Origin of the sequence: Planosporangium spinosum, assembly GCF_049999945.1 — a bacterium.
GTDB lineage: Bacteria > Actinomycetota > Actinomycetes > Mycobacteriales > Micromonosporaceae > Planosporangium > Planosporangium spinosum.
In genome coordinates, this window is sequence record NZ_JBLYUB010000021.1 from 12390 (window position 1) to 38215 (window position 25826).

Consider the following 25826-nt stretch of genomic DNA (forward strand, 5'->3'; position numbering starts at 1 on the left):
GCCACATGCACCTCGCCCGGTAGCGTTGCACCGGCCCCGGTAGCGTTGCACAGCATAGTCGCCCAGACGGTGGTGGAGGGGGAACGCACGATGCGACAGGAAGCATGGCGGGCGTACCTGGAGTTGGCGCTCGGCCTGACCGAGGCGTCGCGCAAGAAGGCCACCAAGGCCGTCAAGCGGGCGCTGGGCAAGGGCGGCGTGACCGCCGAACAGCTTCAGGAACTGGCCGAGGACCTGCTCAAGACGAGCGTGGCCAACCGGGACGCGCTGACCAAGCTGGTACGTGCCGAGCTGGACCGGGCGCTGGCCCGGGTCGGCCTGGCCACCGCCGACGAGGTCGCCGAGCTGACCGCTCGGGTGCGGCAGTTGGAGGCCGAGCTGGCATCCGCGCAGGTCGAGGCTGCCGAGATGATCGCCGGCTCGCCAGCGGTGGCCGTCGCGGTCCCGGTGACGGCGGCCGAGCCGTTCGGCAGTGACGCGGAGGCACGGATCACCGAGCCGGTGGCGGTGCCCGCCGACGAGCTGGGTGCGGCCGAGACATTGGCGACGGTGGTTCCGGTCGAGGAGCAGGTGGCCGTCGTCGTCGAGCCCACTCCGGTCGGTCCCGAGGTGGCGGAGGTCGTCGAGGCGATGACGGCCGTGCCCGGTATGGCGCGGGGTGCCGGGGTGGGGCCCGGAGCGGTCGCGGGGTCCGCCGCTGTCACCGGTACCGGTGTCGCGGAGCCCGCCGCGCCGGTCCGGAAGGCCGCGAAGAAGGCGGCCAAGAAGGCGGGCGCCGCCAAGGCCACCGGCGCCGAGACGGCCCGGCCGGCCAAGAAGGCCGCGGCGGAGAAGGCCACCGGGCGTAAGGCCGCGGCCCGGAAGGCCACGGCGGAGAAGACCACCGTTCAGAAAGCCACGGCGGAGAAGGCGACCGGGCGCAAGGCCGTGGCCCGGAAGGCCACCGCCGAGAAGGCGACCGGGCAGAAGGCCACCGCGAAGAAGGCCGGCGGCAAGGCCACCGGTGCCGGCGCTGGCGCCGGTGCCGGCTCGACCGACGTGGCGCCGGCCCGGAAGGCTCCCGGCCGGAAGGCGACCACGAACCGCGCCCCTGCCAAGAAGGCTCCGCCGAGGAAAACGGCGGCCCGTAAGGCCACCGGCGAGGCGGGTACCGGCGGAGCCGGCGCGTGAGCGGATCGACCACACCCTCGGCGTTCGACCCGCGACGACTGGCAGACCTGGCCGCACGGCTGGGCTCCGCTCCCGCACGGCCCGCGCCGGCGCAGCCACCCACGCAGTCGCGGCCGCCGGAATCCACGGAGGCGCCGGAAGCCACGGAGGCGCCGGCGTCCACGGAGGCGCCGGAATCCGCGGCCGTGGCGGCCGCCACGCGGGCCCCGGACCCGGCGCCGCGGCAGCCGCCGACGGCCGGGCCGGCAGGAGCCTCCGGGCCGGCAGGAGCCTCCGGAGCGACCGGGCACCCGCCGCTCGACGCGGTCCTCGGTGAGCTCGAACGAGCCGAGCGGCTGCCACCGGACCAGCAGATCCCGGTGTACGAGTCGGTCCACCGTACGCTGCAGGAGACCCTGCGCTCGATCGAGCAGAACTAGGGAGCTTACGCAGCATCATGGCGCGTCGTATCCGCCTCGACGCCGAACTGGTCCGCCGGGGGTTGGCCCGTTCGCGGGAACAGGCAGCCGCCCTCATCGAGGCCGGTCGGGTGGAGGTCCGTGGCGCACCGGCCCGCAAGGCCGCCGCGCAGGTCGATCCCGCTGATCCGGTACGGGTCGTCGGCGGCGACCCGACCGAGGAGTACGTCTCCCGCGGTGGACACAAGCTGGCCGGCGCGCTGGAGGTGTTCACCCCCGAGGGGTTGACCGTCGCCGGCCGGCGCTGCCTGGACGCCGGCGCGTCCACCGGCGGCTTCACGGACGTGCTGCTGCGCGCCGGGGCGGCCGAGGTCGTCGCCGTCGACGTGGGGTACGGGCAGCTGGCCTGGCCGCTGCGCACCGACGAGCGGGTACGGGTCCTGGAGCGCACCAACGTCCGCGCGTTGACCCCGGACGTGATCGGGGGCACGGTCGACCTGACCGTGGCCGACCTGTCGTTCATCTCACTGCGGCTGGTGCTGCCCGCGCTCGCGGCCTGCACCGCGCCGGACGGCGACCTGGTCCCGATGGTGAAGCCGCAGTTCGAGGCCGGCCGGGAGCGGGTCGGCGCCGGTGGCGTGGTCCGCGACCCCGAGGTACGCGCCGACGCGGTGCTGGACGTTGCCGCCGCCGCGGCCGAGCTGGGGCTCGGGGTGGCCGGCGTCGTCCGCAGCCCGTTACCCGGGCCGTCGGGCAACATCGAGTTCTTTCTCTGGCTCCGCCGCGATGCTCCGCCGGTGAACCAGGAGGCGGTGCGGCGCGTAGCGGAGTGCGGAGGTACGGAATGAGCCGCGAGGCATTGCTGGTCACCCACACCGGGCGTCGACAGAACTTCGAACCGGCCCGGACAGTGACCCGGGATCTGCTGGAGGCCGGGTTCAACGTGCGGGTCCTGGCCGAGGAGGCGGTCCAGCTCGACCTGCCCGGCGTCGAGGCGGTGACCGGCCCGTACGCCGCAGACGGGGTCGAGATCGTGTTCGCGTTGGGCGGGGACGGCACGGTACTGCGCGCCGCGGAGCTGGCCCGCCCGTTCGGCGCCCCGCTGCTCGGCATCAACCTGGGCCACGTGGGCTTCCTCGCCGAGGCCGAGATCAGTGATCTCGACCAGGCGGTGCGGGACGTGGTCAACCGCGAGTACACGGTGGACGAACGTCTCACGCTCGAGGTGATCGCCGAGTGCGACGGCGAGGTCGTCGCCCGGTCCTGGGCGCTCAACGAGATCAGCGTCGAGAAGGGCGCCCGGGAGAAGATGCTGGAGGTACGCATCGACGTCGACGGCCGGCCGCTGTCGCGGTACGGCTGCGACGGGGTGGTGGTGGCCACCCCGACCGGCTCGACCGCGTACGCGATGTCGGCCGGCGGTCCGGTGGTCTGGCCCGAACTGGAGGCGATCCTGCTGGTGCCGGTGAGCGCGCACGCGCTGTTCAGCCGGCCGCTGGTGACCGCGCCGACCTCGACGGTCCGGGTCACGGTCGACCCGTACACCACGTTCGCGTTCCTGTCCTGTGACGGGCGCCGGTCGTTCGACCTGGCGCCGGGGTCGAGCATCACGGTGACCCGCGGGCAGCTGCCGGTACGGGTGACGCGGCTGCGCCCGAAACCGTTCACCGACCGGCTGGTGGCCAAGTTCGGGCTGCCGGTGGAGGGGTGGCGGGCCAACGGCGCGGAGCGCTGGCCGGACGCGCCGACGTAGCGGGGCCGGACACGGCGGTGCGGCGAGCCCGGGCGCGGTAGCCGGGCGGTACCGGACGCGGTGACGGAGCGGTACCGGACGCGACGGCGGAGTGAGATCGGCGCGGGACGTTGGAGAGTGTCAGGCCCCCCCGCTACTGTCTTGTCCTGTGCTGGAGGAACTCCGCATCACCGGACTCGGCGTCATCGAAGACGCGACCCTTCCCCTCGGTGACGGCCTGACCGTCATCACCGGTGAGACGGGTGCGGGTAAGACGATGGTCGTCACGAGCCTTGGGCTGCTCTTCGGCGGCCGGGCCGACGCCGGGCGGGTGCGTGCTGATCTCGGCCGGGCCGTGGTCGAGGGCCGGCTGCGGCTGACCGGTGCGTCGGGTAAGGCGGTGCAGGCACGGGTCGCCGAGGCCGGCGCCGAGCCCGACGAGGACGACAGTCTGTTGCTGAGCCGCACGGTGACCAGCGAGGGCCGTTCGCGGGCCAACGTGGGCGGGCGCTCCGTGCCGGTCTCCGTGCTCGGCGAGATCGGCGAGCAGGTCGTGGCGGTGCACGGCCAGTCCGACCAGTTGCGGCTGCTGCGCCCGGCCGAGCAGCGGGCGGCGCTCGACCGGTTCGCCGGTCCCGCGCACGAGTCGCTGTTGGAGCGGTTCCAGCAGTTGTACGCGCGGTGGCGGCAGGTCGAGGACGACCTGGCCGACCGGCGGCGCAACGCCCGCGAGCGCAACCAGGAAGCCGACCTGCTGCGGTTGGGGCTCGACGAGATCACCCGGGTCGACCCGCAGCCGGGGGAGGACGAGGCGCTGCGCGAGGAGGCGCAGCGACTCGAGCACGCCGAGGGGCTGCGGACCGCGGCGCAGGTGGCCCACCAGGCGATCGCGGGTGGCCCGGACGCCACTGACGACGTCCCCGACGCGGTCAGCCTGCTCGGCGTGGCGCGTAACACCCTGGAGGCGCAGGCCGGGGTCGACCGGCGGCTCGAGGAGCTGGCCGGCCGGCTGATCGAGGCGGCCACACTGGTCACCGACGTGGCGGGGGAGCTGTCGAGCTACCTGGACGCGCTCGACGCCGACCCGGCCCGGTTGCAGGCGGTGTACGAGCGGCGGGCCGCGCTCAAGAGTTTGACCCGCAAGTACGCCGAGGACGTCGAGGGCGTGATCGCCTGGGCCGATCGGGCCCGGGCCCGGCTGGCCGAGCTGGACACCTCCGACGAGCTGCTCGACGAGCTGGACCGGGAGCGCCAGCGGCTGGCCGGCGAGGTCGCCGAGCTGGCGGCGGTGCTGTCGGCGGCGCGCCGGGAGGCGGCCACCAGGTTCTCCGAACAGGTGACCACCGAGCTGGCCGGCCTGGCGATGCCGCACGCCCGGGTCGAGGTCGTGGTCGCGGCGAAGCCGGCGGGGCGGTCGGAGCCGACGCTGACGGTGGCGGGGGCGGAGACCGGCGTCGGTAGTGACGGCGCCGACGAGGTGGAGCTGCGCCTGCTCGCCCATCCGGGCGCTCCGGCGCTGCCGTTGCAGCGGGGTGCCTCTGGCGGTGAGCTGTCGCGGGTGATGCTCGCCATCGAGGTGGTCTTCGCCGGCGTCGGCGGGCCGCCGACCCTGGTGTTCGACGAGGTGGACGCCGGAGTGGGTGGCCGCGCCGCGGTCGAGATCGGCCGGCGCCTGGCCCGGCTGGCCCGTGGACACCAGGTGCTCGTCGTCACCCACCTGCCGCAGGTCGCCGCGTTCGCCGACCGTCACCTCGTGGTGGCCAAGGACACCGGGGGTGCGGTCACCACCAGCGGGGTCCGGGTGGTGGAGGACACCGAACGGGCCCGTGAGCTGGCGCGTATGCTGGCCGGGCTGCCCGACTCCGACCTGGGCATCGCGCACGCGGAGGAGTTGCTGGCGGTCGCGGCCCGCGAGAAGCGGGCCTGACCCGCGCGGAGCCGAGCCGGCCCGCGCGCAGCGGAGTTCGGCCCGCGTGACGCGGAACCGGCCAGTGCCCCGACCTCAAACGTGCGCCGGATCGGACGGCGTTGTGGAAGGGGCCGTGGCATGTTCATCGACACGTCACCGGCCATTCGACTGTCCCGGCCTCCGGTGCCGGGACAGTGACCGTTCGACGGCCGGCCTTCAGACACCGGCGTCGCCACATCGTCCCGTCGCACGTCAAAGGCAGACCGCCGTGTCCGAACCCCGCACCGAGGCCGTTGCCGGTCCGCTTGCCGAGGCCGTCGCCGAGGCCGTCGCCGATGTCCTGCCCGCCGACGTGCCCGAGGCCGTCATCGGTGAGGTCATCGCCGAACTGCTGCCCGCCGAGGGCACGCAGGTACTCACCGACGACCCGGTGGAGGCCGTAGCCGCCGTCACCGAACTGGTGGAGGCCGCGACCCGGCAGGTGTTCGCTCCTGACCCCCTCGCAGACCCGGCCGGGGCCCTCACCGAACCGACACCTCCATCGGAACCGGCCGACCTGCCCGCGGCAGCGGCCGCCGCCCGCGCGGGCGTCGACATCCGCCCGGTCGACACGCACGTCGACGTCGCCGCCGCCGTCGGCGTCCTCGACGCGGTCTTCGCCCCGGGCGTGGGACACCACTTCTATCCGCCGAGCCTGCTGCGCAACCTGCTCGCCGCCGGCGCGCCGGTGCTGCTGGCCTGGAGCGGCGAGGCTCCCGTCGGCGTGGTACTCGCGCTGCCGGGGTGGACCGCGGACGGCCGGCCGCTGGTGCAGTCCGGCCCGATGGCGGTGCTGGCAGGCGCCCGGGGCCGCGGCGTGTCGGTCGCGCTGAAGCTCGCCCAGCGGGCCTGGGCGCTCGAGCGGGGCGTCACCGAGATCCGCTGGACGTTCGACGCCATGGCCGCGGTCAACGCCAACCTCAACCTGCGCCGGCTCGGCGCGACCGTAGAGGCGTTCCTGCCCGGCTACGAGGGCATCCGTGACGCCGACAGTCCCACCCCACTGCCCTATGACCGGTTGCTCGTCGCCTGGCACCTCACCGGCGGGCCCGCCGTACCCGCGGGCGGCGGGGCCGAGCCGGTGTGGGCGGTCGCCGCCGGCGCCGACGGCCTGCCGGTGCTCGACCCGGCCTGGACCACCGCTCCCACCGTGCTGGTCGCGGTGCCGGCCGACATCGCCGCGCTGCGCCGGGACGACCCGGCCGCGGCCAGCGCCTGGCAGCACGCCGTCGGCGGGGTGCTGCAGGAGGCGCTCGCGGCCGGCTGGCGGGCCGGCTGGGATCCCCGCGGGGGCTACCGGCTCGCCGCGCCCACCCGCTGACGGGGACAGTCGGACACCGCAACGCCGCGAAACGGGCTTAATGGGCGGTCTGTGCACGAATGTGCCAGGCGTTCGCGCATGTCGTGACCACGCTTGCGGTACCGGCATGCCAGGATGGATGACGATGCGACTGCCAACGTTGCGTCGGACCCGGCCTGCCGAGCCGGGTGTTACCTCCGGCGCGGTACGACTCGATCGGCGTACCAAGCGACTCGTCGGTCGGCTCCGGCCGGGCGAGATCGCGGTGATCGACCATGTCGACCTCGACCGGGTCGCGGCCGACTCCCTCGTCGCCGCCGGTGTGGCGGCGGTACTCAACGCCAAGCCGTCGGTGTCCGGCCGGTACCCGAACCTCGGTCCCGAGGTGCTCGTCGCGGCGGGCATCCCGCTCGTCGACGACCTCGGCGAGGAGCTGTTCGACAACCTCCGCGAAGGTGACGAGGTCCGGGTCGAGGGCGACGCGGTCTTCTGTGGCGGTGAGCAGGTGGCGCAGGGGCGCCGCCAGGACGCCGAAACCGTCGCACGGTCCATGGCCGATGCCCGTGAGGGGCTGTCGGTGCAGCTCGAGGCGTTCGCGGCCAACACCATGGAGTACCTCAAGCAGGAGCGCGACCTGCTGCTCGACGGTGTGGGCGTGCCCGACATCCAGACCAGGATCGCCGGCCGGCACTGCCTGATCGTGGTGCGCGGCTACGACTACAAGGCCGACCTGGATGTGCTGCGCCCGTACATCCGGGAGTTCAAGCCGGTCCTCATCGGTGTCGACGGTGGCGCCGACGCGCTGGTGGAGGCGGGCTACACCCCCGACATGATCGTCGGGGACATGGACTCGGTCTCCGACGACGTGCTGCGCTGCGGCGCCGAGATCGTGGTGCACGCCTACCCGGACGGCCGGGCTCCCGGCCTGGCCCGGGTGCACCAGCTCGGCCTGCCGGCCACGCCGTTCCCGGCCGCGGCCACCAGTGAGGACATCGCGATGCTGCTGGCCGACGAGAAGGGCGCGTCGCTGATCGTGGCCGTCGGCACGCACGCGACGCTGGTCGAGTTCCTGGACAAGGGCCGCGGCGGCATGGCGTCGACGTTCCTGACCCGACTCAAGGTCGGCGGCAAGCTGGTCGACGCCAAGGGCGTCAGCCGGCTGTACCGGCAGAGCATGTCAGGCTCGTCGCTGCTGCTCCTGGTACTGTCCGCGATCGCGGCAATGGCGTCCGCCGTGGCGGTGTCCACCGTCGGCAAGGCCTACCTCGGCGTGGTGGCGGAGTGGTGGGACAATTTGATGTTCTCGATTTTCTCGTGACCGAAGGCTTGCGACCCTGTGATCAACTTCCGGTACCACGTGGTTTCGCTGACCGCGGTCTTCCTCGCGTTGGCGATCGGTCTCGTCGTCGGCACGGCGGCGCTGAACGGGCCGGTCGTGGACTCGCTCAACGACCAGGTCACCGGCATCGGCCGGCAGAACCAGCAGCTGCGCGACCAGGTCGACCACCTCAAGGCCGAGGCGAACACCCAGGAGCAGTTCGCCGCCCAGGCGGCGCCGATCATCCTGGCTGAGAAGCTGCGTAACCGCCGGGTGCTGGTGGTCTCGATGCCGGCGGCGTCCAAGTACGTCAAGGACGTGGTGGACACGCTGCAGGTCGGCGGTGCCAAGGTCACGGCGCAGGTCGAGGTCCAGGACAAGTTCACCAACCCGACCAACAACTCGCAGCTGCTCGACCTGGCCACGATCACCCGGCCGGTCGGCGTGAGCGAGCCCACGTCGCCCAACACCGACGGCGTGCAGACCTCGACGGCGCTGCTCGCGGCGGTGCTGCTGGACCGCCCGGCGGGGCAGTCCGCCATCCCGGAGGACGAGCGGCGCAAGGTGCTCAGCGCGTACACGGCGGGCGGCTGGATCATCACGACCGGTAACCCGACCGGCCCGGCCGAGGCGATCGTCATGATCGCCGGCGCGCCGTACGTCGACCACGACGCCGCGAAGCGCAACACGGCCGTGGTGAACCTGATCGACCAGCTCGGCAAGTCCGGCCACCTGGTCGTCGCCAGCGACGGCGTCGGCGCCGAGGGCAACGCGATCACCGCGGTGCGCCGCGACCCGGTCCTGACCAAGTCGATCTCGACGGTGGACAACGTGGCCACCCCGCAGGGGCGGGTGATCACCGCGCTCGCCCTGGCCGAGCAGATCGGCGGGGGCAACGGCCACTACGGTATCGGCGACGGTGCCGCGTCGCTGCTGCCCAAGCCGGCGGCGAGTAAGACCAGTGGCTCGTAGCGCCGTCGCGCGCCTGCTGGTCGCCGGCCTCGGCGCGGTCGCTGCCCGGCAGGCGCTCACCCTCGTGGCCACCAGCGTGCACCCCGCCCACCTGACCCGTACCAACTTCCGTGGCCGTACGGTCACGCTCGCCGGCGGCCCGGCGCTGGCGCTGGGAGCCACCGCGGCAGCGGCGGCGGGTGCCGGCAGCGGCCGGGTACGCGCCGCCACCGCCGTCGCCGGCCTCGGCGCGGGCGCGGTGGGCGCCTACGACGACCTCGTCGGGGTACGGCCCGGACACCACGCGAAGGGCTTCCGCGGGCACCTGCGGGCGCTCGCCGAGGGGCGGGTCACCACCGGGCTGGTGAAGATTGCAGGGGTGGGTGCCAGCGCGCTGGTCGCCGCGGTGCTGCTCGACGCCGACCGTGGTGCGACCCGCGCGTCCGGGGCGACCGGGCGGTCGTCGCGGGGCCGGCGGGTGCTGGGCACCCTGCTCGGCGCCGGGGTGATCGCCGGCAGCGCCAACCTGGTCAACCTGCTCGACCTGCGCCCCGGCCGGGCGCTCAAGGCCGGCCTGCTCGTCGGTACCCCGATGGCGCTGGGCGGCGGTCCGGCCGGCGGGGTGGCCGCCGGAGCGGTCGGCGCCGCCGCCGGGCTGCTGCCCGCCGACCTCGGCGAGGAGATCATGCTCGGCGACGCCGGCGCCAACGCGTTCGGCGCGCTGCTGGGTACGGCGCTGGCCGCCCGTACCGGCACCGCCGGCCGGGCCGCGTTGCTGGCCGGGATCGCCGCAGTCACCGCCGCCAGCGAGAAGGTCAGCTTCACCACGGTCATCGACCGCACACCGGTACTGCGCGAACTGGACGCGCTGGGCCGGCGCACGGACTAAAGGGCGGTAGCGTCGGCGCGAGCGACCCCACCGACATGAGGCGACCTGCGTGACCGATACGACCGACGTAACCGATATGACCGGGGCGGCCCCGGCCCCCGGGCGTGGCCCGCGCGTGGCCCGGCTGGCCAGCGCCGCCCTGCTCATCGCGGTGCTCACCGTGGCGGCCCGGCTCGCCGGCTTCGCCCGTACCGTCGTGTTCTTCCACACGGTCGGCGCCGGTGGGCTCGGTGACATCTACCAGAGCGCCAACACCGTTCCCAACATCATTTTCGAGATCGTCGCCGGTGGCGCGCTGGCCAGCCTGGTCGTGCCGATGCTCGCCGGCGCGGTCGCCCGCGGTGACCGGCAGGCCGTCGCCGCGACCGCGTCGGCGCTGCTGACCTGGGTACTGGCGCTGCTGCTGCCGATCGCGGCGGTCGTGGCCCTCGCGGCCGGGCCGATCGTGCGCCTGCTCGCCCCGCACGCCGGTGCCCCGGCGCTCGCCGCCGGTGCCGACATGTTGCGGGTGTTCGCGCCGCAGCTGCCGCTGTACGGCGTGGGCATCGTGCTCACCGGCGTCCTGCAGGCGCACCGGCGCTTCGCCTGGCCGGTACTCGCCCCGCTGCTGTCAAGCGTCACCGTGATGGCCGCGTACGCGACCTTCGCCGCCGTCGCCGGCCGCGGACCCGACGTGGCGCGGGTCAGCGGTACCGACATAGCGGTGCTGTCGGTGGGCACCACTCTCGGTGTGGTGGTGCTGTCGCTGTCGCTGCTGATCCCGCTGCGGCGACTGCGGCTGCGACTGCGGCCGACGTTCGGGTTCCCGGCCGCCGTGGCCGGCACGGTCCGGCGGCTGGCCGCGGCCGGCGTGGTCACGGTCGCCGCCCAGCAGCTCACCGTGGCGCTCACCATCGTCCTGGCCAACGGCGGCGTGACGGGCACGCTGGTGCGGTTCACCCTGGCCCAGACGGTCTACCTGCTGCCCTGGGCGGTGCTGGCGCTGCCGATCGCCACGTCGGCGTACCCGGCCCTGGCCGAGGCCGCCGCGGTCGACGACCGGGACGCGTACGCGGCGACCCTCGCCGGGGCGACCCGCGGCCTGGTGCTGCTGTGCGGCCTGGGCGCCGCCGGCCTGGCCACGCTCGCCCCGCCGCTGGCCTGGACGCTCGCCGGTGGCAGCGGCTCCGACCAGGTCGCGGCCGGCATCGCCGGGCTGGCGCCGGGCCTGCTCGGGTACGGGCTGTTCGCGCTGCTGTCGCGGGCGCTGTACGCGCGCGGTGACACCCGGCAGGCCGCCGCCGCGACCGTGGTCGGCTGGGCCGGCGTCGTGCTCGCGTCGGTGCTGCTGTCGGCGGCGCTGCCCGGTACCCACCGGGTGCTCGCCCTGGCCGTGGCGAACTCTGCCGGCATGCTGCTGCTCGGTGCGGTCCTGGTCGCGTGCGTGGCCCGGCGCGCCGGCCGGGCCGCGGTCGACGGGCTGGCGCGCGGGTTGGCCGCGTCGGTCGTCGCGGCGGCGGTGGCGGCGGGCGCCGGCGTGGTGGTACGCCGGCTGCTGTGGGCGGACGCGACCCCGGGTGTCGCCGGGGCGCTCGGACAGGGCATGCTGTCCGGTGCCGTGGTGGTCGCGGTGTTCCTCGGCGTCGCGTACGCCCTGGATCCCCGCGATGTCCGGCCGCTGCTTGCGGGGCCGGTGCGGAAGGTGGCGCGGATCACCGGCCGCCGCCGGTGACGGCGCCGCCGGCCCGCAGCACGGGTACGAAGAAGTCGGGCAGTCAGTGAGCGCAGCCAGCGGGAGACACGGTGACTGAGCGGAGCGAGCGGGAGACACGGTGAGTGAGCGCAGCGGGGCCGCGGCGTCGAGCCGGCGCGTCGCGCTCGTCCTCGCGTCCAGTACCGGCGGTATCGGCCGGCACGTGGCGTCGCTGGCCGGCGGACTGGCCGGGCGGGGTGCGGAGGTGACCGTGTGCGGCCCGGCCGACACCGACCGCCAGTTCGAGTTCGGCACGCGTGGCGCCCGGTTCGTCCCCGTGGAGATCCCCGCCAGTCCCCAGCCGCGCGACGCCGCCGCCGTGCACGCGTTGCGCCGGGCGCTGCGCGGACACGCGCCCGACGTGGTCCACGCCCACGGCCTGCGGGCCGGGCTGGTCGCGGCGCTGGCCCGGCCGACCGGCTGCCCGCTGGTGGTCACCTGGCACAACCAGATCCTCGCGCACGGCATGCGCGGGCGGGTGTACCGGCAGTTGGAGGGGTACGTGGCCCGGGCCGCCGACATCACGCTCGGGGCATCCGGCGACCTGGTCGGCCGTGCCGCCGCGCTGGGTGCCCGGGACGCCCGGCTGGGCGCCGTCGCGGCCCCGGAACTCGCCCCGCCCACCCGGTCGCCCGAGGAGGTACGCGCCGACCTGGGCATCGAGCCGGGCCGGCCGCTGGTGCTGTCGGTGGGCCGGCTGCACCCCCAGAAAGGCTACGACGTCCTCGTCGCCGCCGCGTCCCGGTGGCGCAGCCGGCAGCCCGCGCCGGCCGTGGTGATCGCCGGCAGTGGGCCGTCCTACATGCGGCTGGCCGCCCAGATCTCGCACCAGCACGCGCCGGTGATCCTCGCCGGGCACCGCACCGACGTGCCGGACCTGCTCGCGGCCGCCGACCTGGCCGTGGTGACCAGCGTCTGGGAGGCGCGCCAACTGTTCGCCCAGGAGGCCATGCGCGCCGGTACGCCGCTGGTCGCCACCTCCGTCGGTGGGCTGCCCGACCTGGTCGGCGACGACGCCCTGCTGATCGCGCCGGGCGACGTCGACGCGCTGGACGCGGCAGTGACGTCGCTGCTGGACGACCCGGCGCTGCGGGCCGCGTACGGCCGGCGGGCCGGCGAACGGGCGGCGACCTGGCCGACCGAGGCCGACACGCTGGCCCAGGTCCAGTCGGTGTACGACGAACTCACCGACCGGGTGCGGGCCGCCGGACAGGAGGCGCGGTGAGCGGCCGGCTGTGGACGCGCTGGGCGCCCTACCTGGTGGTGGTGCTCGCGGCCGCCGCGAGCGTCATCGGTGTGGTGCCCCGGCCGGCCAACGGCGCGCCCGCGCACTCGGTCGACTACGTGGTCGTCGCCGGCGCCGCGGGGCTGCGCTGGGACGACGTCAACCCGACCGACACCCCGACGATGTGGGGGCTGGCCGGAAGCGGCGCGATCGGGGCGCTGTCGGTGCGGTCGGCGCACCGGCCGACCTGTCCCGGTGACGGCTGGCTCACGCTCGGCGCCGGCAACTATGCCGCGTACACCCGGGGCCACACCGAGGGTGCCTGCCCGCCGTTCGCGGTCGGGGTCGATCAGCCCGGCCCGGGTGGGGCGTTCCTGTCCACCCGGGAGAAGGAGAAGATCACCACTCTCAACCAGGACATGCCGTGGAACGCCCAGCCCGGGGCGCTGGCCGAGTCGATGCGCTGCACCACCAGCGTCGGCCCGGGCGCCGCGCTGGCCGGCGCCCGGACCTTCGGCCGCATCGACCGGTACCGCGACGGACTGCCCGACGACCCGAAGGAACTGCTCGCCGGCTGCGTGCTGTCCGTGGTCGACCTGGGGACGGTCGCCGGTGACCCGGCCGCGCGCCGCGCCGCCGCGCGGGCGGCCGACGAGCGGCTGGCGCGGGTCGTGGCGGCCCGCCCGCCGCGGTCGCTGCTGATGCTCGCCGGGGTCGGCGACACCGGTAGCGAACCACGGTTGCACGTCGCGGTCGTCGACGGTCCCGGGTACGCGGGCCGGACGTTGACCTCCGACAGCACCGGACGGTCCGGGTACGTGCAGCTCACCGACGTGGCGCCGACCGTGCTGTCGGCGCTCGGCAGGTCGGTGCCGACCTCGCTGTTCCCCGGTGCTCCGATGGTCTCCGGCGGCGGGCGCGGGTCGCTGGAGGGGGCCGTGCAGCGGCTGGTCGACGCCGACCGGAAGGTCCGCCTCCAGCAGCCGGTCGCCGGGCGGTTCTTCACCGTCCTCACGGTCTGCCAGCTGCTGCTGTTCGTCGCGGTGCTGCCGCTGCTGCGCCGGGCCCGCCGTCCGGCCGGGCCGGTCACGCCGGTACCGAACCCGCCCTGGTTCGAGCGCGGCGTGGAGATCCTGCTGGTCGCCGCGTCCCTGGCGGTACCGGCGGCGCTGCTGGCCGGCGTCGTGCCATGGTGGCGGGCTCCGGTGCCCGGGCTGGTCTTCGCCGCCGTGACCGCCGCCGTGATCGTGGCCGCCACCGCGGTGATCACCCTGACCGGCGGTGGCCGGCGGGTGCTCGGGCCGTTGGGCGGGGTCGCCGCGCTGGGCGCCGTGGTGGTCGCGGTGGACGCGCTGACCGGGTCCCGGTTGCAGCTCAACAGCGTCGTCGGGTACTCGTCCGTGAGCGGGACGCAGTACGCCGGCCTGGCGCCGGTCGGAATCGGCGTGTTCGCCGCCGGGGCACTGGTGGCCGCCGGGTGCCTGGCCCAGCACGTACACCGGCAGTGGCGGCCGGTCATGGTCGCGGTGCTGGGCGGGGTCGCGGTGCTCGTGGCGGGCAGCCCGTACCTGGGGGCCGACGCGGCGGGCGCGGTGGCGCTGACCGCCGGGGTGTGTGTCGCCGGGGCGATGTCCACCGGCGGCTGGTTGACCTTCCCGCGGGTCGCCTGGGCGGTACTTGCCGGCATCGCGGTGACCACCGGCTTCGCGCTGCTGGACGTGCACCGGCCGGTGGGCCAGCGGGGCAGCGTCGGCCGGTTCCTCGGCCACCTCGGCGACGGCACCGGCCGGGTGGTGATGCGCCCGATCGGGTCCGACAACGCGGTGGTGGCGATCACCAGCCCGCTCACGCTGCTGGTGATCGGCGCCGGCGCGCTGCTGTTCTTCGCGTTGCTGCGCCCGTGGGGCGGGCTCAAGCGACTGTTCGGCCTGTACCCGGCGGTGCGCGCCGGTCTGGCCGGTACGGTGGTCGCCACCCTGGTCGCGGGGCCGATGCAGGGCGTGGGGTTCAACACGGCCGGCGCGGCGGCGGCGACCGTGCTGCCGTTGACGGTGCTCGCCGCGCTGCGGGTCCTGCGCCACGCCGACGACCGCACGCCCGCGGTCACGGTCGACCCGACCGGGTCGGCGGTGCCGGTACCGTCGCCCGCACCGGACCCGACGGCGGGCACCCAACCGGCGCTGTCGAGCTGACCGGTATCGACGGCTCGCTCTCAGGTCCGGGTCCGCGGCGACCCGGCCGCCTCCCGGTCGCGGGCGTGCAGCCGCAGTTCGTACCGCCGCGGGCGGTGCAGGCGGGCGCGGGCGCGGTGGCGGGCGACCGGCAGCCGGTGGAACTCGATCGGCCGGTCGGACGACCACGGTGCCCGGGGTGCCATGCACAGCGAGGCGAACCGCAGCAGGGCGCCCTCGTAGCTGGCCCGGCGCCGGACGAACTCCCGCCAGCTCTGGTCGCGGTCGGCGCGCAGGGGCGCGCCCGCGGTGGCGAGCAGCCGGCACGCCTCGTCGTACTCGCCGCGGGTGACGGCTATGGGCTGGCCGGGCGGCGGGGCGGGGTCGTACGGCATGACGAAGTAGTCGCCGATGCGGTGCAGTGCGACGTAGCCGGCCCGGACGCACAGTTCGGCGCCGGCCTGGCGACTCTTGTCCACCTCGATGGTGGAGGCGACCAGGGCGGCGGAGTCGAGAACGGCCCCGGCCGCGGTGACCCAGTTGCGTTCCGGCGCCGGGGACCGGAAGAACACCAGGATGGGGGTGGCGGTGTGGGTCTCCTCGATGTCGTTGAACCAGCGGCTCCAGTCCCGCCAGAACTGGTCGAGCAGGCTCAGCCCGTCGAGGTGGATCAGGCGTACCAGCAGTGCCACGGCCGACGGCGGCGACCCGGCCTCGATCTCCAGAGCGGTGACCAGCAGTTCGCGGCGGGAGTAGGAGGCGTAGATGGACGGCAGGTAGGCGATCAGCAGCGCGATCAGGCCGAGCCCGAAGCCGGCCTCCACCATCTCCGTCATGCTGCTGGGGAGGTTGAAGGGGTTGCGGAAGCCGAGCATGAACAGTGACGACCCGCTCTCCAGGAACGCGTCCGTCCAGGACCGCACACCTTCGGCGCGGTAGACGGCGGTGAAGCCGATGAGCACGAGCACGATCCAGACGATCGGGATCATCAGCAGGCAGGCCGGCGCGAACATGGCCAGGACGTGGTCGCGGCTGCGGTAGTCGGGCAGGTGGCGCAGGATCGCGCGGAACACGGCCCGGATGGTCACGAGGACCATGCGCGTGATCAGCAACGGGGTGCCGCGCGGTACGACGAACGTCTGGGCCGCCGACACCGCCGTGAGCAGGATGACCACCGCGCCGACCAGGCCGACGAGCACCGTGATGGCGTGGTACATATGGTGTTCCTTGCCGCAGACCGGCCGCACCGAACCTCAATCGGGGCGAATCGGAGCCGCGGCCGGGAGCGGACCGGCGGGGTGATCCGGCCGGACCGGCCCGCGGCCCGGCCTGGTGCCGGACATCACTCCACGATCCGCTCGTACGGGTGCATCACGAGCGGCACGCCGGGTCCGTCGGACCGGACCCCACCTGGGTGTTACTGTGGAGTCCCGTGGATCGGCCGTCGCACGCTGGCCACACCGTCAGACGAGACGCCCTCGCAACGACCACGGGAGCAGGCCTTGGCCCCATCGCAACGGACGACCAAGCACATCTTCGTCACCGGGGGCGTCGCCTCCTCACTCGGCAAGGGGCTCACCGCCTCCAGCCTGGGTAGCCTGCTCACCGCCCGGGGGCTGCGGGTGGTGATGCAGAAGCTCGACCCGTACCTCAACGTCGACCCGGGCACGATGAACCCGTTCCAGCACGGTGAGGTGTTCGTCACCGAGGACGGGGCCGAGACCGACCTGGACGTCGGCCACTACGAGCGCTTCCTCGACCGCAACCTGTCGGCGAAGGCCAACGTCACCACCGGCCAGATCTACTCCGACGTGATCGCCAAGGAGCGGCGCGGCGAGTACCTCGGCGACACCGTCCAGGTCATCCCGCACATCACCAACGAGATCAAGGACCGGCTCCGGGCAATGGCCGAGCCGGACGAGGACGGCCTCATCCCGGACGTCGTCATCACCGAGGTGGGCGGCACCGTCGGCGACATCGAGTCGCTGCCGTTCCTGGAGGCGATCCGCCAGGTCCGCCACGACGTCGGCCGGGACAACGTCTTCTACCTGCACGTGTCGCTGGTGCCCTACCTCGCGCCGAGCGGCGAGCTCAAGACCAAGCCGACGCAGCACTCGGTCGCCGCGCTGCGCAACATCGGTATCCAGCCCGACGCGATCGTGTGCCGCTCCGACCGGGAGATCCCCTCGAAGCTCAAGGAGAAGCTCGCGCTGTACTGCGACGTCGACCGCGAGGCCGTGGTCAGCGCCCCGGACGCGCCGAGCATCTACGAGATCCCGAAGGTGCTGCACCGCGAGGGCCTCGACGCGTACGTGGTGCGCCGGCTCAACCTGTCGTTCCGCGACGTGGACTGGAAGCGCTGGGACGACCTGCTCGACCGGGTGCGCCACCCGCGCCAGACGATCACCGTCGCGATCGTCGGCAAGTACATCGACCTGCCGGACGCGTACCTGTCGGTCACCGAGGCGGTGCGCGCGGGCGGCTTCGCCCACCGGGCCCGGGTCGACATCACCTGGGTCCCCAGTGACGACTGCGAAAGCCCGGCCGGCGCGGCGCAGGAGCTGGCCGGCGTCGACGGCGTGCTGATCCCCGGCGGCTTCGGGGTGCGCGGCATCGAGGGCAAGCTCGGCGCGATCCGGTACGCCCGGGAGAACGGCATCCCCACCCTGGGACTGTGCCTGGGCCTGCAGTGCATGGCGATCGAGACGCTGCGCCACACCGCGGGCATCGCGCAGGCGAACTCGCTGGAGTTCGACCCGAACACGCCCGACCCGGTGATCTCGACCATGGCCGACCAGGAGGACATCGTGGCCGGCAGGGGCGACCTGGGCGGCACGATGCGCCTGGGCGCGTACGACGCGCACCTGCTGCCCGGCTCGATCGTGGCCGAGGCGTACGGCTCGACCCGGATCTCCGAGCGCCACCGTCACCGGTACGAGGTCAACAACGCCTACCGGGACGCGCTGGCCGAGGCCGGCATGGTGGTGTCGGGTACCTCCCCGGACGGGCGGCTGGTCGAGTTCGTCGAGCTGGACCGCGACCGGCACCCGTTCTTCGTCGGTACCCAGGCGCACCCGGAGCTCAAGAGCCGGCCCACCAACGCGCACCCGCTGTTCGCGGCGTTCATCGGCGCGGCCATCGACTACGCCAACGCCGACCAGCTGCCGGTCGAGCTGACCGAGCCCGGTGACCGGGTCGCGGCCGTCGACGAGGTCGCCGCCGGTGAGGTGGCCGACGACGAGGTCGCCGCCGAGCGCGAGGGCGGCGGCAAGAAGGCCGGCGGCCGCAAGGGTGCGAAGGTGGCCGCGTCCCGCAACGGCACCTCCCGCGCGTCGGCGCGTTCATGAGCGAAAACGGCGCGCCGACCCACCGGTACCGGGTACGCGCGCGCACCGAGCACTTCGCCGGACCGATGTTCCGCGTGGTCACCGACGACGTGGAGATGCCGGGCGGCAACGTGGCCAAGCGCGACTACATGGTCCACATCGGTGCGGTGGGCGTGGTGGCGCTCGACGACGACGGCCGGGTGGTGCTGGTCCACCAGTACCGCCACCCGGTCGGCCGGCAGCTGTGGGAGCTGCCGGCCGGGTTGATCGACGTCGACGGCGAGAGCCTGCCGGCGGCCGCGCGGCGCGAGCTGGAGGAGGAGGCCGACCTCACCGCTGGCCGGCTCGACCTGCTGGTCGACCTGCACCCGTCGCCGGGCTGCTCCACCGAGATCATCCGGCTGTTTCTGGCCCGTGACCTGAGCCCGGTACCGCCTGAGCGCCGCCACGTGCGGCGCGACGAGGAGGCCGGCATGACGGCGCGCCGGTTCGACCTGGACGAGGCGGTGGCGATGGCCCTGCGGGGCGAGATCGTCAACGGCGCGTGCCTGGTCGGCCTGCTCGCCGCGGCGCGGGCCCGGGACGGCGGCTGGGCGGCGCTGCGGCCGGCGGACACGCCGCTGGACCGGGGGGAACTGGCCGCGACCGGGTGACAGAGTGTCAGCCATGCGGGGAAGTACGTTCCACGATGACCGGGGCCGGCCGGTCGTGCCGGCCCTAGACTCCCTCCGCGAGGCTCCGCGTCCTCGCAGGTGGCAACGGGGCCACCAGGAAGCGATTGAGGGGTCGGCACAGTGAGGGTCGGAATTCCACGCGAGGTCAAGAACCACGAGTACCGCGTCGCGATCACGCCGGCGGGCGTGCACGAGTTCGTCCGCCACGGCCACGAGGTCGTCATCGAGGCCGGCGCCGGTCGCGGCTCGTCGATCACCGACGAGGAGTACCGCGCCGCCGGCGCGACCATCCTCGCCAACGCCGACGACGTGTGGGGCAGCGCCGAGCTGGTGTGCAAGGTCAAGGAGCCGGTCGCCGAGGAGTACCACCGCCTGCGCGACGGGCAGGTGCTGTTCACGTACCTGCACCTGGCCGCGTCGGCCGACTGCACCCGGGCGCTGACCGAGCGCGGCGTCACCGGCATCGCGTACGAGACGGTGGAGCTGCCCGACCGGTCGCTGCCGCTGCTCGCGCCGATGTCGGAGGTGGCCGGGCGGCTCGCGCCGCAGGTCGGCGCGTACCACCTGATGCGCTCCGGCGGCGGCCGCGGCGTGCTGATGGGCGGCGTGTCCGGGGTGTACGCGGCGAAGGTCGTCGTGATCGGCGCCGGCGTGTCCGGCATGAACGCCGCCGCGATCGCGCTGGGCATGCAGGCCGAGGTGCTGCTGCTGGACAAGAACATCGAGAAGCTGCGCCAGGCCGACCGGATCTACCAGGGCCACCTGCAGACCGTCGCGTCGAACCTGTACGAGATCGAGAAGGCCGTGCTCGACGCCGACCTGGTGATCGGCGCGGTGCTGGTGCCGGGCGCGAAGGCACCCATGCTGGTCTCCAACGACATGGTCAAGCGGATGAAGCCGGGCAGCGTGCTCGTCGACATCTCCATCGACCAGGGCGGCTGCTTCGAGGACTCGCGCCCCACCACGCACGCCGAGCCGACGTACCAGGTGCACAACTCGCTGTTCTACTGCGTGGCGAACATGCCCGGTGCGGTGCCGCACACCTCCACGTACGCGCTGACCAACGTCACCCTGCCGTACGCGGTGGAGCTGGCCAACCGGGGCTGGCGGGACGCGCTGCGCGCCGACCCGGCACTGGCCCTGGGCCTGAACACGCACGCCGGTCACGTCACGTACGGGCCGGTCGCCGAGGCGCACGGCCTGACCCACCTACCGGTGGCCGAGGTGCTCGCCTGACCGGGAACACCGAACCAGTGCAGCCTCACGCTGCGGAGCGGCGGACCGCGCCCGTGCAGCCCGCCGCTTCGCTCCGGCGGGCTGTCCGCTCCTATCTGGACCACCTCACCGTCGAGCGCGGGCTCGCGGCCAACACGCTCAGCTCGTACCGTCGTGATCTTGATCGCTATCTCGCGGTGCTGGCGGCGGCCGGGGTGGACGACCTCGCCGCGGTCGGGCCGAGTGAGGTCGCCGCGCACCTGGCCGCGCTGCGCGCCGGCGACGACGACCATCCGCCGCTGTCGGCGGCCTCCGCCGCCCGCGCCGCCAGCGCCGTGCGCGGGCTGCACCGCTTCGCCGTCCGGGAAGGGCTGACCGCCCACGACCCGGCGCGCGAGATCAAGCCGCCGACGCTGCCCAAGCGGCTGCCCAAGGCGCTGGACGTCGACCAGGTGGAGCGGCTGCTCGTCGCGGCAACCGCCCCGGGCGAACGGGACGAGCCGCGCGGACTGCGCGACCGGGCGCTGCTGGAGTTCCTGTACGCCACCGGCGCGCGCATCTCCGAGGCGGTCGGCTGCGACGTCGACGACCTCGACCTCGGCGGGGGGACCGTACTGCTGCACGGCAAGGGCGGCAGGACCCGCCTCGTGCCGGTCGGCGGGTACGCCCGCGACGCGCTCGACGCGTACCTGGTGCGGGCCCGGCCGGGGCTGCTGGCCGGCGGCCGGGGGAGTTCGGCGGTGTTCGTCAACGCCCGCGGCGGACGGCTGTCGCGCCAGAGTGCCTGGGCGATCCTGCGCGCGGCCGCCGAGCGGGCCGGGCTGCCGGTCGACGGCGCGCACGGGGTGTCACCGCACACCCTGCGCCACTCGTACGCCACCCACCTGCTGGACGGCGGCGCCGACATCCGGGTGGTACAGGAGCTGCTCGGGCACGCCTCGGTGACCACGACGCAGGTGTACACCCTGGTGACGGTGGAGCGGCTGCGTGAGGTGTACGCGACCGCCCACCCGCGCGCCCGCGCCTGACGGTTCACACCCGGATCGGCGTGCTTGTCGCCCTTCCGGGGTAAATCGTCCGTTGTGTACAACGTGTCGATGTGCCGATCACCAAAGGTATTCGGGTGGTCGCGGGAACGACACGCCGTACGACTGTCGGGAGATTCGGGTCGGTCGTGGCGTACAGTCGGGCGACGGCCATTTCCGCGTCAGCCCGGTGTCGGCGAGCCGGTGCGGGACCCGAGGCGGCGGGCATGTGCCGCCGGGAGGGGCGGGAACCAGATGGGCATTGGCGAGCAGCAGGCAGAGGCGTGGACCTCGGCACTTCGGGCCGAGCAGAACGCCATGGATCTCGGTGCGCAGCTCGGTCCCGCTGATCCGACGGCGTACACCACCCGCCGGCCGATTCCGGACCCGGTCCCGATCGACCGTCACGGCCCGGCGCGCATCATCGCCATGGCCAACCAGAAGGGTGGCGTCGGAAAGACGACGACCACCATCAACCTCGGCGCGGCCCTCGCGGAGTACGGCCGGCGGGTCCTGCTGGTCGACTTCGACCCGCAGGGCGCCCTGTCGGTCGGGCTCGGCGTCAACCCGCACGAGCTGGAACTGTCGATCTACAACCTGCTGCTGGACTCCGACGTCACCATCGACGACATCCGGATCAAGACCGACGTCGACGGCCTGCACCTGCTGCCGGCAAACATCGACCTGTCGGCCGCCGAGATCCAGCTCGTCAACGAGGTCGCCCGGGAGATGGCCCTCGCGCGGGTGCTGCGCCCGGTGCTGCGCGACTACGACTACATCCTCATCGACTGCCAGCCGTCACTGGGCCTGCTCACCATCAACGCGCTGACCGTCGCCCACGGCGTACTGATCCCGCTCGAATGCGAGTTCTTCAGCCTGCGCGGCGTGGCGCTGCTGCTCGACACCATCGACAAGGTCCGCGAGCGGCTCAACTTCGACCTCGACCTCGAAGGCATCCTCGCGACCATGTACGACAGCCGCACCACCCACTGCCGGCAGGTACTCCAGCGGGTGGTCGAAGCGTTCGGCGACAAGGTGTACCAGACGGTCGTCACCAAGACCGTCAAGTTCCCCGAGTCCACCGTCGCCGGCTCGCCGATCACCACGCTCGACCCGGCATCGTCCGGTGCGCGCAACTACCGGCAGCTCGCCCGGGAGGTCATCGCGGCGCAGGAGGAGCGCAACGCGGGGTAGCCACGGGGATAGCCTCGGGTTCGTCCGACGGTGATTTCCGAGGTACTTCGCAGGTGGCGACGTGGGCGTGAGCTAGGGTCTGGCGGTGACCGTGCCTGTCGACGAGCCAACCGTGCCTGTCGACGAGTCTCTGACGACCGTCGACGATCCCCTCGCGAGCGTTTCTCCCGAGGGCGTCGACGAGGCCCTCGCGGGTGGTTCCGCCGACGGTGGCTCCGGTGAGGCGGGTTCCGCCGAGGGCGGTGCCGCTGAAGGTGCCGACGAGGCCACGGCCGGCTTCACCGTACGACTGGCCAACTTCACCGGCCCGTTCGACCTGCTGCTCCAGCTGATCGGCAAGCACAAGCTGGACGTCACGGAAGTGGCGCTGCACCAGGTCACCGACGAGTTCATCGCCTACATCCGGGCCATGGGCGACGACTGGGACCTCGACGAGGCCAGCGAGTTCCTCCTGGTCGCGGCGACCCTGCTCGACCTCAAGGCGGCCCGGCTGCTACCGGCCGCCGCCGTCGAGGACGAGGAGGACCTGGCCCTGCTGGAGGCCCGGGACCTGCTGTTCGCCCGGCTGCTGCAGTACAAGGCGTTCAAGGAGGCCGCCGCCGCGATCGCCGCGATGGAGGCGATCGCCGCCCGCCGGTGGCCCCGGTCGGTCCAGCTCGAACCGCAGTACGCCGAGGCGCTGCCCGACCTCGTGCTCGGCATCGGGCCCGAACGGCTCCACGCCCTGGCGATCAAGGCGTTCACGCCCAAGGCGCCGCCGGTCGTGTCGATCGACCACATCCATATGGTCCGCGTCAGCGTCCGCGAGCATGCCGAGATGCTGCGTCAGCAGCTGATTCGGCTCCAGACGGCGTCGTTCCGTACGCTGTGTGCCGACTGCGAGAGCACCCTCGAGGTGGTGGCGCGGTTCCTGGCGCTGCTGGAGCTGTACCGCGAAGGTCTGGTCGGCTTCGATCAGGTGCAGGCGCTCGGCGAGCTGATCGTGCAGTGGACCGGCGCTGACGATGCGGCCGGCCAAGGACTCGACATCGACGAGTATGGCGAGGACGACACTGAGGACGGGGCAGGTGTGAGAGCGGAAGCGGCTGCTGAACCGGCGGAAGCGGAGGCGCAGTGAGTACCGATGACGCGGCGGCCCGGTCGCTGGCGGAGCAGGCGGCGACGTGGGTACCCCCATGGGAGCGCAAGCCCGCCCCCGAGCCGGTCGCGGAGGCTGAGCCGGTCGCGGAAGCTGAGCCGGAGTCGGAGCCGGTCGCGGAGGCCGAGCCGGTCGCGGAGGCTGAGCCGGAGTCGGAGCCGGTCGCGGAGGCTGAGCCGGTCGGTTCCTCCGAGATCTTGGTAACTCCAGCACCCGCATCGGTGTCAGACTTACCAAGATCCGAAGGCGCGGCTGGACTGCCGGAGCCAGAGTCGGAGCCGGTTGCGGAGGCCGAGGCCGAAGCGGTGTCGGTTGCGGAGGCCGAGGCCGAAGCGGTGTCGGAGCCAGCACCCGCGCCCGAGCCCGAGCCGGCCTCGCCGGCCCTGGACGACCCGGCCGAGCTGCGGGGCGCCGTCGAGGCGATCCTCCTCGTCGTCGACGAGCCGATCTCCGAGATCCTTCTCGCGCAGGTCCTCGACCAGCCCACCGACCGCATCCTCGGGGTGCTCGTCGACCTGGTCGGGGAGTACACGCAACAGCGGCGGGGCTTCGAGTTGCGGCGGGCGGCCGGCGGGTGGCGGTTCTACACGCGGGGCGACTTCGCTCCGTACGTGGAGCGGTTCGTCCTCGACGGGCAGCAGGCCCGGCTGACCCAGGCGGCCCTCGAAACTCTCGCGGTCATCGCGTACAAGCAGCCGGTCACCCGCTCGCGTATCTCGGCGATCCGGGGCGTCAACTGCGACGGCGTCGTGCGTACCCTGCTGTCGCGCGGCCTGATCGAAGACTGCGGCAGTGAGCCGGAAAGCGGCGCCTTCCTGTACCGGACGACACCGCTGTTCCTGGAGAAGCTGGGTATCAACAGCGTCGAGGACCTGCCGCCGCTGGCCCCGTTCCTACCCGACGATGTGGATGAGATCGCCAATGCCCAGAGTTGAGTCTGACAACGCCGAACGGTTGCAGAAGGTTCTCGCCTCGGCGGGGGTCGGTTCCCGGCGCGCCTGCGAGGAACTGATCGCCGTGGGACGGGTCACGGTCGACGGCCGGCGTGCGAAGCTGGGCGACAAGGTCGACCCGGAGACCGCCGTGATCCACGTCGACGGCGAGCGGGTGGTCACCAACACCAAGCTGGTGTACCTCGCGATGAACAAGCCGCGCGGGGTGGTGTCGACCATGGCCGACGAGCGCGGCCGGGAGGCCCTCGCCGACTACGTGGGCAACGTCAACCAGCGGGTCTACCACGTGGGGCGGCTTGACGCCGACAGTGAGGGGCTGCTGCTGCTGACCAACGACGGCACCCTCGCCCACCGGCTGATGCACCCCTCGTACGAGGTGGCGAAAACGTACATGGCCGAGGTGGCGGGCCCGATCCCGCGCGGGGTCGGCCGGCAGTTGCTCAAGGGTGTCGAACTCGAGGACGGGCCGGCCAAGGTCGACGCGTTCAAGCTGGTGGACGCCTACCAGCGGACCGCGCTGGTCGAGGTGGTCATCCACGAGGGCCGCAAACACATCGTCCGGCGCATGTTCGAGGAGGTCGGCCATCCGATCAGCCGGCTGATCCGGACCGCGATCGGGCCGATCCGGCTCGGCGACCTCAAGCCCGGGCGTACCCGCCGGCTGACCAACGCCGAGGTGGCCGCGCTGTTCAAGGCGGTGGGTGGGTAGCCGGCCGAAGCCGCGCGGGGGCGGCCCGGCATTATTGAGGGGTTGTCGACAACCGTTGCGGAGGCGGGGCAAGTGAGCGAACAGCGTTGCGTGGTGGCCGTGGACGGGCCCTCGGGGTCCGGTAAGTCCACCGTCTCGCGTCGGCTCGCCGTCGCTCTCGACGGGCGTTACCTCGACACCGGAGCGATGTACCGGGCGGTGACCTGGGCGGTGCTGCGGGACGGCATCGACCCGGCGGACGCCGAGGCGGTTGCGAAGGTCGCCGACAACGTTGAGGTCGCCGTGGGTGCCGATCCGAACGAGCCGCACATCAGCGTCGACGGCACCCCGGTGGACGGGCCGATCCGCGGGCCCGAGGTCACCGCGGCGGTGTCGGCGGTCGCGGCGGTGCCCGCTGTGCGGGCGCGGATGGTGGCTCAGCAGCGCGAGATCATCGCCGCCGTGCCGCGCATTGTCGTCGAGGGGCGCGACATCGGTACCGTCGTCGCGCCGGACGCCGACCTGAAGGTCTACCTGACGGCGTCGGCGGCCGAGCGGGGCCGGCGGCGCAGCGCCGAGACCGCGGCGGACCTGGCCGCGACAGTGGCCGACCTGGCGCGCCGCGACGAGTTCGACTCCAGCCGGGCCGTGGACCCGCTGCGTCAGGCGGACGACGCCGTGGTGCTCGACAGCACCGAACTGGGCATCGACGAGGTCGTCGCCCGGCTGAAGACACTGGTGGACGGGGCGACACGACGGTGACAGCGAACAAGCCGGGC

At 73.4% G+C, this 25826-nt stretch carries 22 protein-coding genes; 21 read left to right on the forward strand and 1 reads right to left on the reverse strand.

Annotation, left to right across the window (positions count from 1 at the left end; genetic code table 11):
- The first annotated feature begins 90 nt into the window (after positions 1-90).
- The 12 genes from ACNTMW_RS24655 (at position 91) to ACNTMW_RS24710 (ending at position 14855) form a co-directional block, all read left to right on the forward strand.
- Positions 91-1170 (forward strand): hypothetical protein, encoded by a 1080-nt coding sequence (locus ACNTMW_RS24655; protein WP_426636153.1) that lies wholly within the window; start codon positions 91-93, stop codon positions 1168-1170.
- On the forward strand, positions 1167-1589 hold the full coding sequence (locus ACNTMW_RS24660) for a hypothetical protein (RefSeq protein WP_426636154.1): 423 nt from the start codon (positions 1167-1169) through the stop codon (positions 1587-1589). The genes ACNTMW_RS24655 and ACNTMW_RS24660 overlap by 4 nt, the downstream gene beginning before the upstream one ends.
- A 17-nt stretch (positions 1590-1606) precedes the next feature.
- The gene (locus ACNTMW_RS24665) at positions 1607-2416 is read left to right on the forward strand and encodes a TlyA family RNA methyltransferase (RefSeq protein ID WP_426636156.1); all 810 of its coding nucleotides are present in this window, start codon (positions 1607-1609) and stop codon (positions 2414-2416) included.
- Positions 2413-3321: an NAD kinase gene (locus ACNTMW_RS24670; RefSeq protein ID WP_426636157.1), complete on the forward strand. Its 909-nt coding sequence runs from the start codon at positions 2413-2415 to the stop codon at positions 3319-3321. Before ACNTMW_RS24665 ends, ACNTMW_RS24670 begins: the two co-directional genes overlap by 4 nt.
- Positions 3322-3469: 148 nt before the next feature.
- A complete protein-coding gene (recN, locus tag ACNTMW_RS24675) occupies positions 3470-5227 on the forward strand; it encodes a DNA repair protein RecN (RefSeq protein WP_426636158.1) in 1758 nt (585 codons plus the stop codon).
- A gap of 250 nt (positions 5228-5477) precedes the next feature.
- Positions 5478-6569: a hypothetical protein gene (locus ACNTMW_RS24680; protein ID WP_426636159.1), complete on the forward strand. Its 1092-nt coding sequence runs from the start codon at positions 5478-5480 to the stop codon at positions 6567-6569.
- 124 nt (positions 6570-6693) lie between these two features.
- Positions 6694-7866: a putative cytokinetic ring protein SteA gene (gene steA / locus ACNTMW_RS24685; RefSeq protein ID WP_426636160.1), complete on the forward strand. Its 1173-nt coding sequence runs from the start codon at positions 6694-6696 to the stop codon at positions 7864-7866.
- Positions 7867-7884: 18 nt separating this feature from the next.
- Positions 7885-8838 (forward strand): copper transporter, encoded by a 954-nt coding sequence (locus ACNTMW_RS24690; RefSeq protein WP_426636161.1) that lies wholly within the window; start codon positions 7885-7887, stop codon positions 8836-8838.
- Positions 8828-9706, forward strand: coding sequence for a hypothetical protein (locus ACNTMW_RS24695; RefSeq protein WP_426636162.1), 879 nt, complete (start codon positions 8828-8830; stop codon positions 9704-9706). The genes ACNTMW_RS24690 and ACNTMW_RS24695 overlap by 11 nt, the downstream gene beginning before the upstream one ends.
- A 49-nt stretch (positions 9707-9755) precedes the next feature.
- Positions 9756-11417: a murein biosynthesis integral membrane protein MurJ gene (murJ, locus tag ACNTMW_RS24700; RefSeq protein WP_426636163.1), complete on the forward strand. Its 1662-nt coding sequence runs from the start codon at positions 9756-9758 to the stop codon at positions 11415-11417.
- Between the two features lie 100 nt (positions 11418-11517).
- A complete protein-coding gene (locus ACNTMW_RS24705; RefSeq protein WP_426636164.1) occupies positions 11518-12663 on the forward strand; it encodes a glycosyltransferase family 4 protein in 1146 nt (381 codons plus the stop codon).
- Positions 12660-14855, forward strand: coding sequence for a hypothetical protein (locus ACNTMW_RS24710; protein ID WP_426636165.1), 2196 nt, complete (start codon positions 12660-12662; stop codon positions 14853-14855). The genes ACNTMW_RS24705 and ACNTMW_RS24710 overlap by 4 nt, the downstream gene beginning before the upstream one ends.
- A 20-nt stretch (positions 14856-14875) precedes the next feature.
- Here ACNTMW_RS24710 and ACNTMW_RS24715 read toward each other — a convergent pair whose 3' ends face one another.
- Positions 14876-16051 carry a hypothetical protein gene (locus tag ACNTMW_RS24715; protein WP_426636166.1) on the reverse strand — a complete coding sequence of 392 codons (1176 nt, stop codon included), beginning with the start codon at positions 16049-16051 and terminating at the stop codon, positions 14876-14878.
- Between the two features lie 285 nt (positions 16052-16336).
- On the opposite strand from ACNTMW_RS24715, the gene ACNTMW_RS24720 reads away from it, so the two are divergent.
- The 9 genes from ACNTMW_RS24720 (at position 16337) to cmk (ending at position 25809) form a co-directional block, all read left to right on the forward strand.
- A complete protein-coding gene (locus tag ACNTMW_RS24720; protein ID WP_426636167.1) occupies positions 16337-18181 on the forward strand; it encodes a CTP synthase in 1845 nt (614 codons plus the stop codon).
- On the forward strand, positions 18178-18813 hold the full coding sequence (locus ACNTMW_RS24725) for an NUDIX domain-containing protein (RefSeq protein ID WP_426636168.1): 636 nt from the start codon (positions 18178-18180) through the stop codon (positions 18811-18813). Before ACNTMW_RS24720 ends, ACNTMW_RS24725 begins: the two co-directional genes overlap by 4 nt.
- A gap of 141 nt (positions 18814-18954) precedes the next feature.
- Positions 18955-20070 carry an alanine dehydrogenase gene (gene ald, locus ACNTMW_RS24730; RefSeq protein ID WP_426636169.1) on the forward strand — a complete coding sequence of 372 codons (1116 nt, stop codon included), beginning with the start codon at positions 18955-18957 and terminating at the stop codon, positions 20068-20070.
- 53 nt (positions 20071-20123) lie between these two features.
- Positions 20124-21077 (forward strand): site-specific tyrosine recombinase XerD, encoded by a 954-nt coding sequence (locus ACNTMW_RS24735; RefSeq protein ID WP_426636171.1) that lies wholly within the window; start codon positions 20124-20126, stop codon positions 21075-21077.
- A gap of 252 nt (positions 21078-21329) precedes the next feature.
- A complete protein-coding gene (locus ACNTMW_RS24740) occupies positions 21330-22268 on the forward strand; it encodes a ParA family protein (RefSeq protein WP_426636172.1) in 939 nt (312 codons plus the stop codon).
- An 85-nt stretch (positions 22269-22353) separates the two neighbouring features.
- A complete protein-coding gene (locus ACNTMW_RS24745; protein ID WP_426636173.1) occupies positions 22354-23385 on the forward strand; it encodes a segregation and condensation protein A in 1032 nt (343 codons plus the stop codon).
- A 326-nt stretch (positions 23386-23711) separates the two neighbouring features.
- On the forward strand, positions 23712-24341 hold the full coding sequence (scpB, locus tag ACNTMW_RS24750; protein WP_426636174.1) for an SMC-Scp complex subunit ScpB: 630 nt from the start codon (positions 23712-23714) through the stop codon (positions 24339-24341).
- A complete protein-coding gene (locus tag ACNTMW_RS24755) occupies positions 24310-25068 on the forward strand; it encodes a pseudouridine synthase (protein ID WP_426636175.1) in 759 nt (252 codons plus the stop codon). Before scpB ends, ACNTMW_RS24755 begins: the two co-directional genes overlap by 32 nt.
- Positions 25069-25140: 72 nt before the next feature.
- Positions 25141-25809, forward strand: coding sequence for a (d)CMP kinase (cmk, locus tag ACNTMW_RS24760; protein ID WP_426636176.1), 669 nt, complete (start codon positions 25141-25143; stop codon positions 25807-25809).
- The last annotated feature ends 17 nt before the right edge of the window (positions 25810-25826 follow it).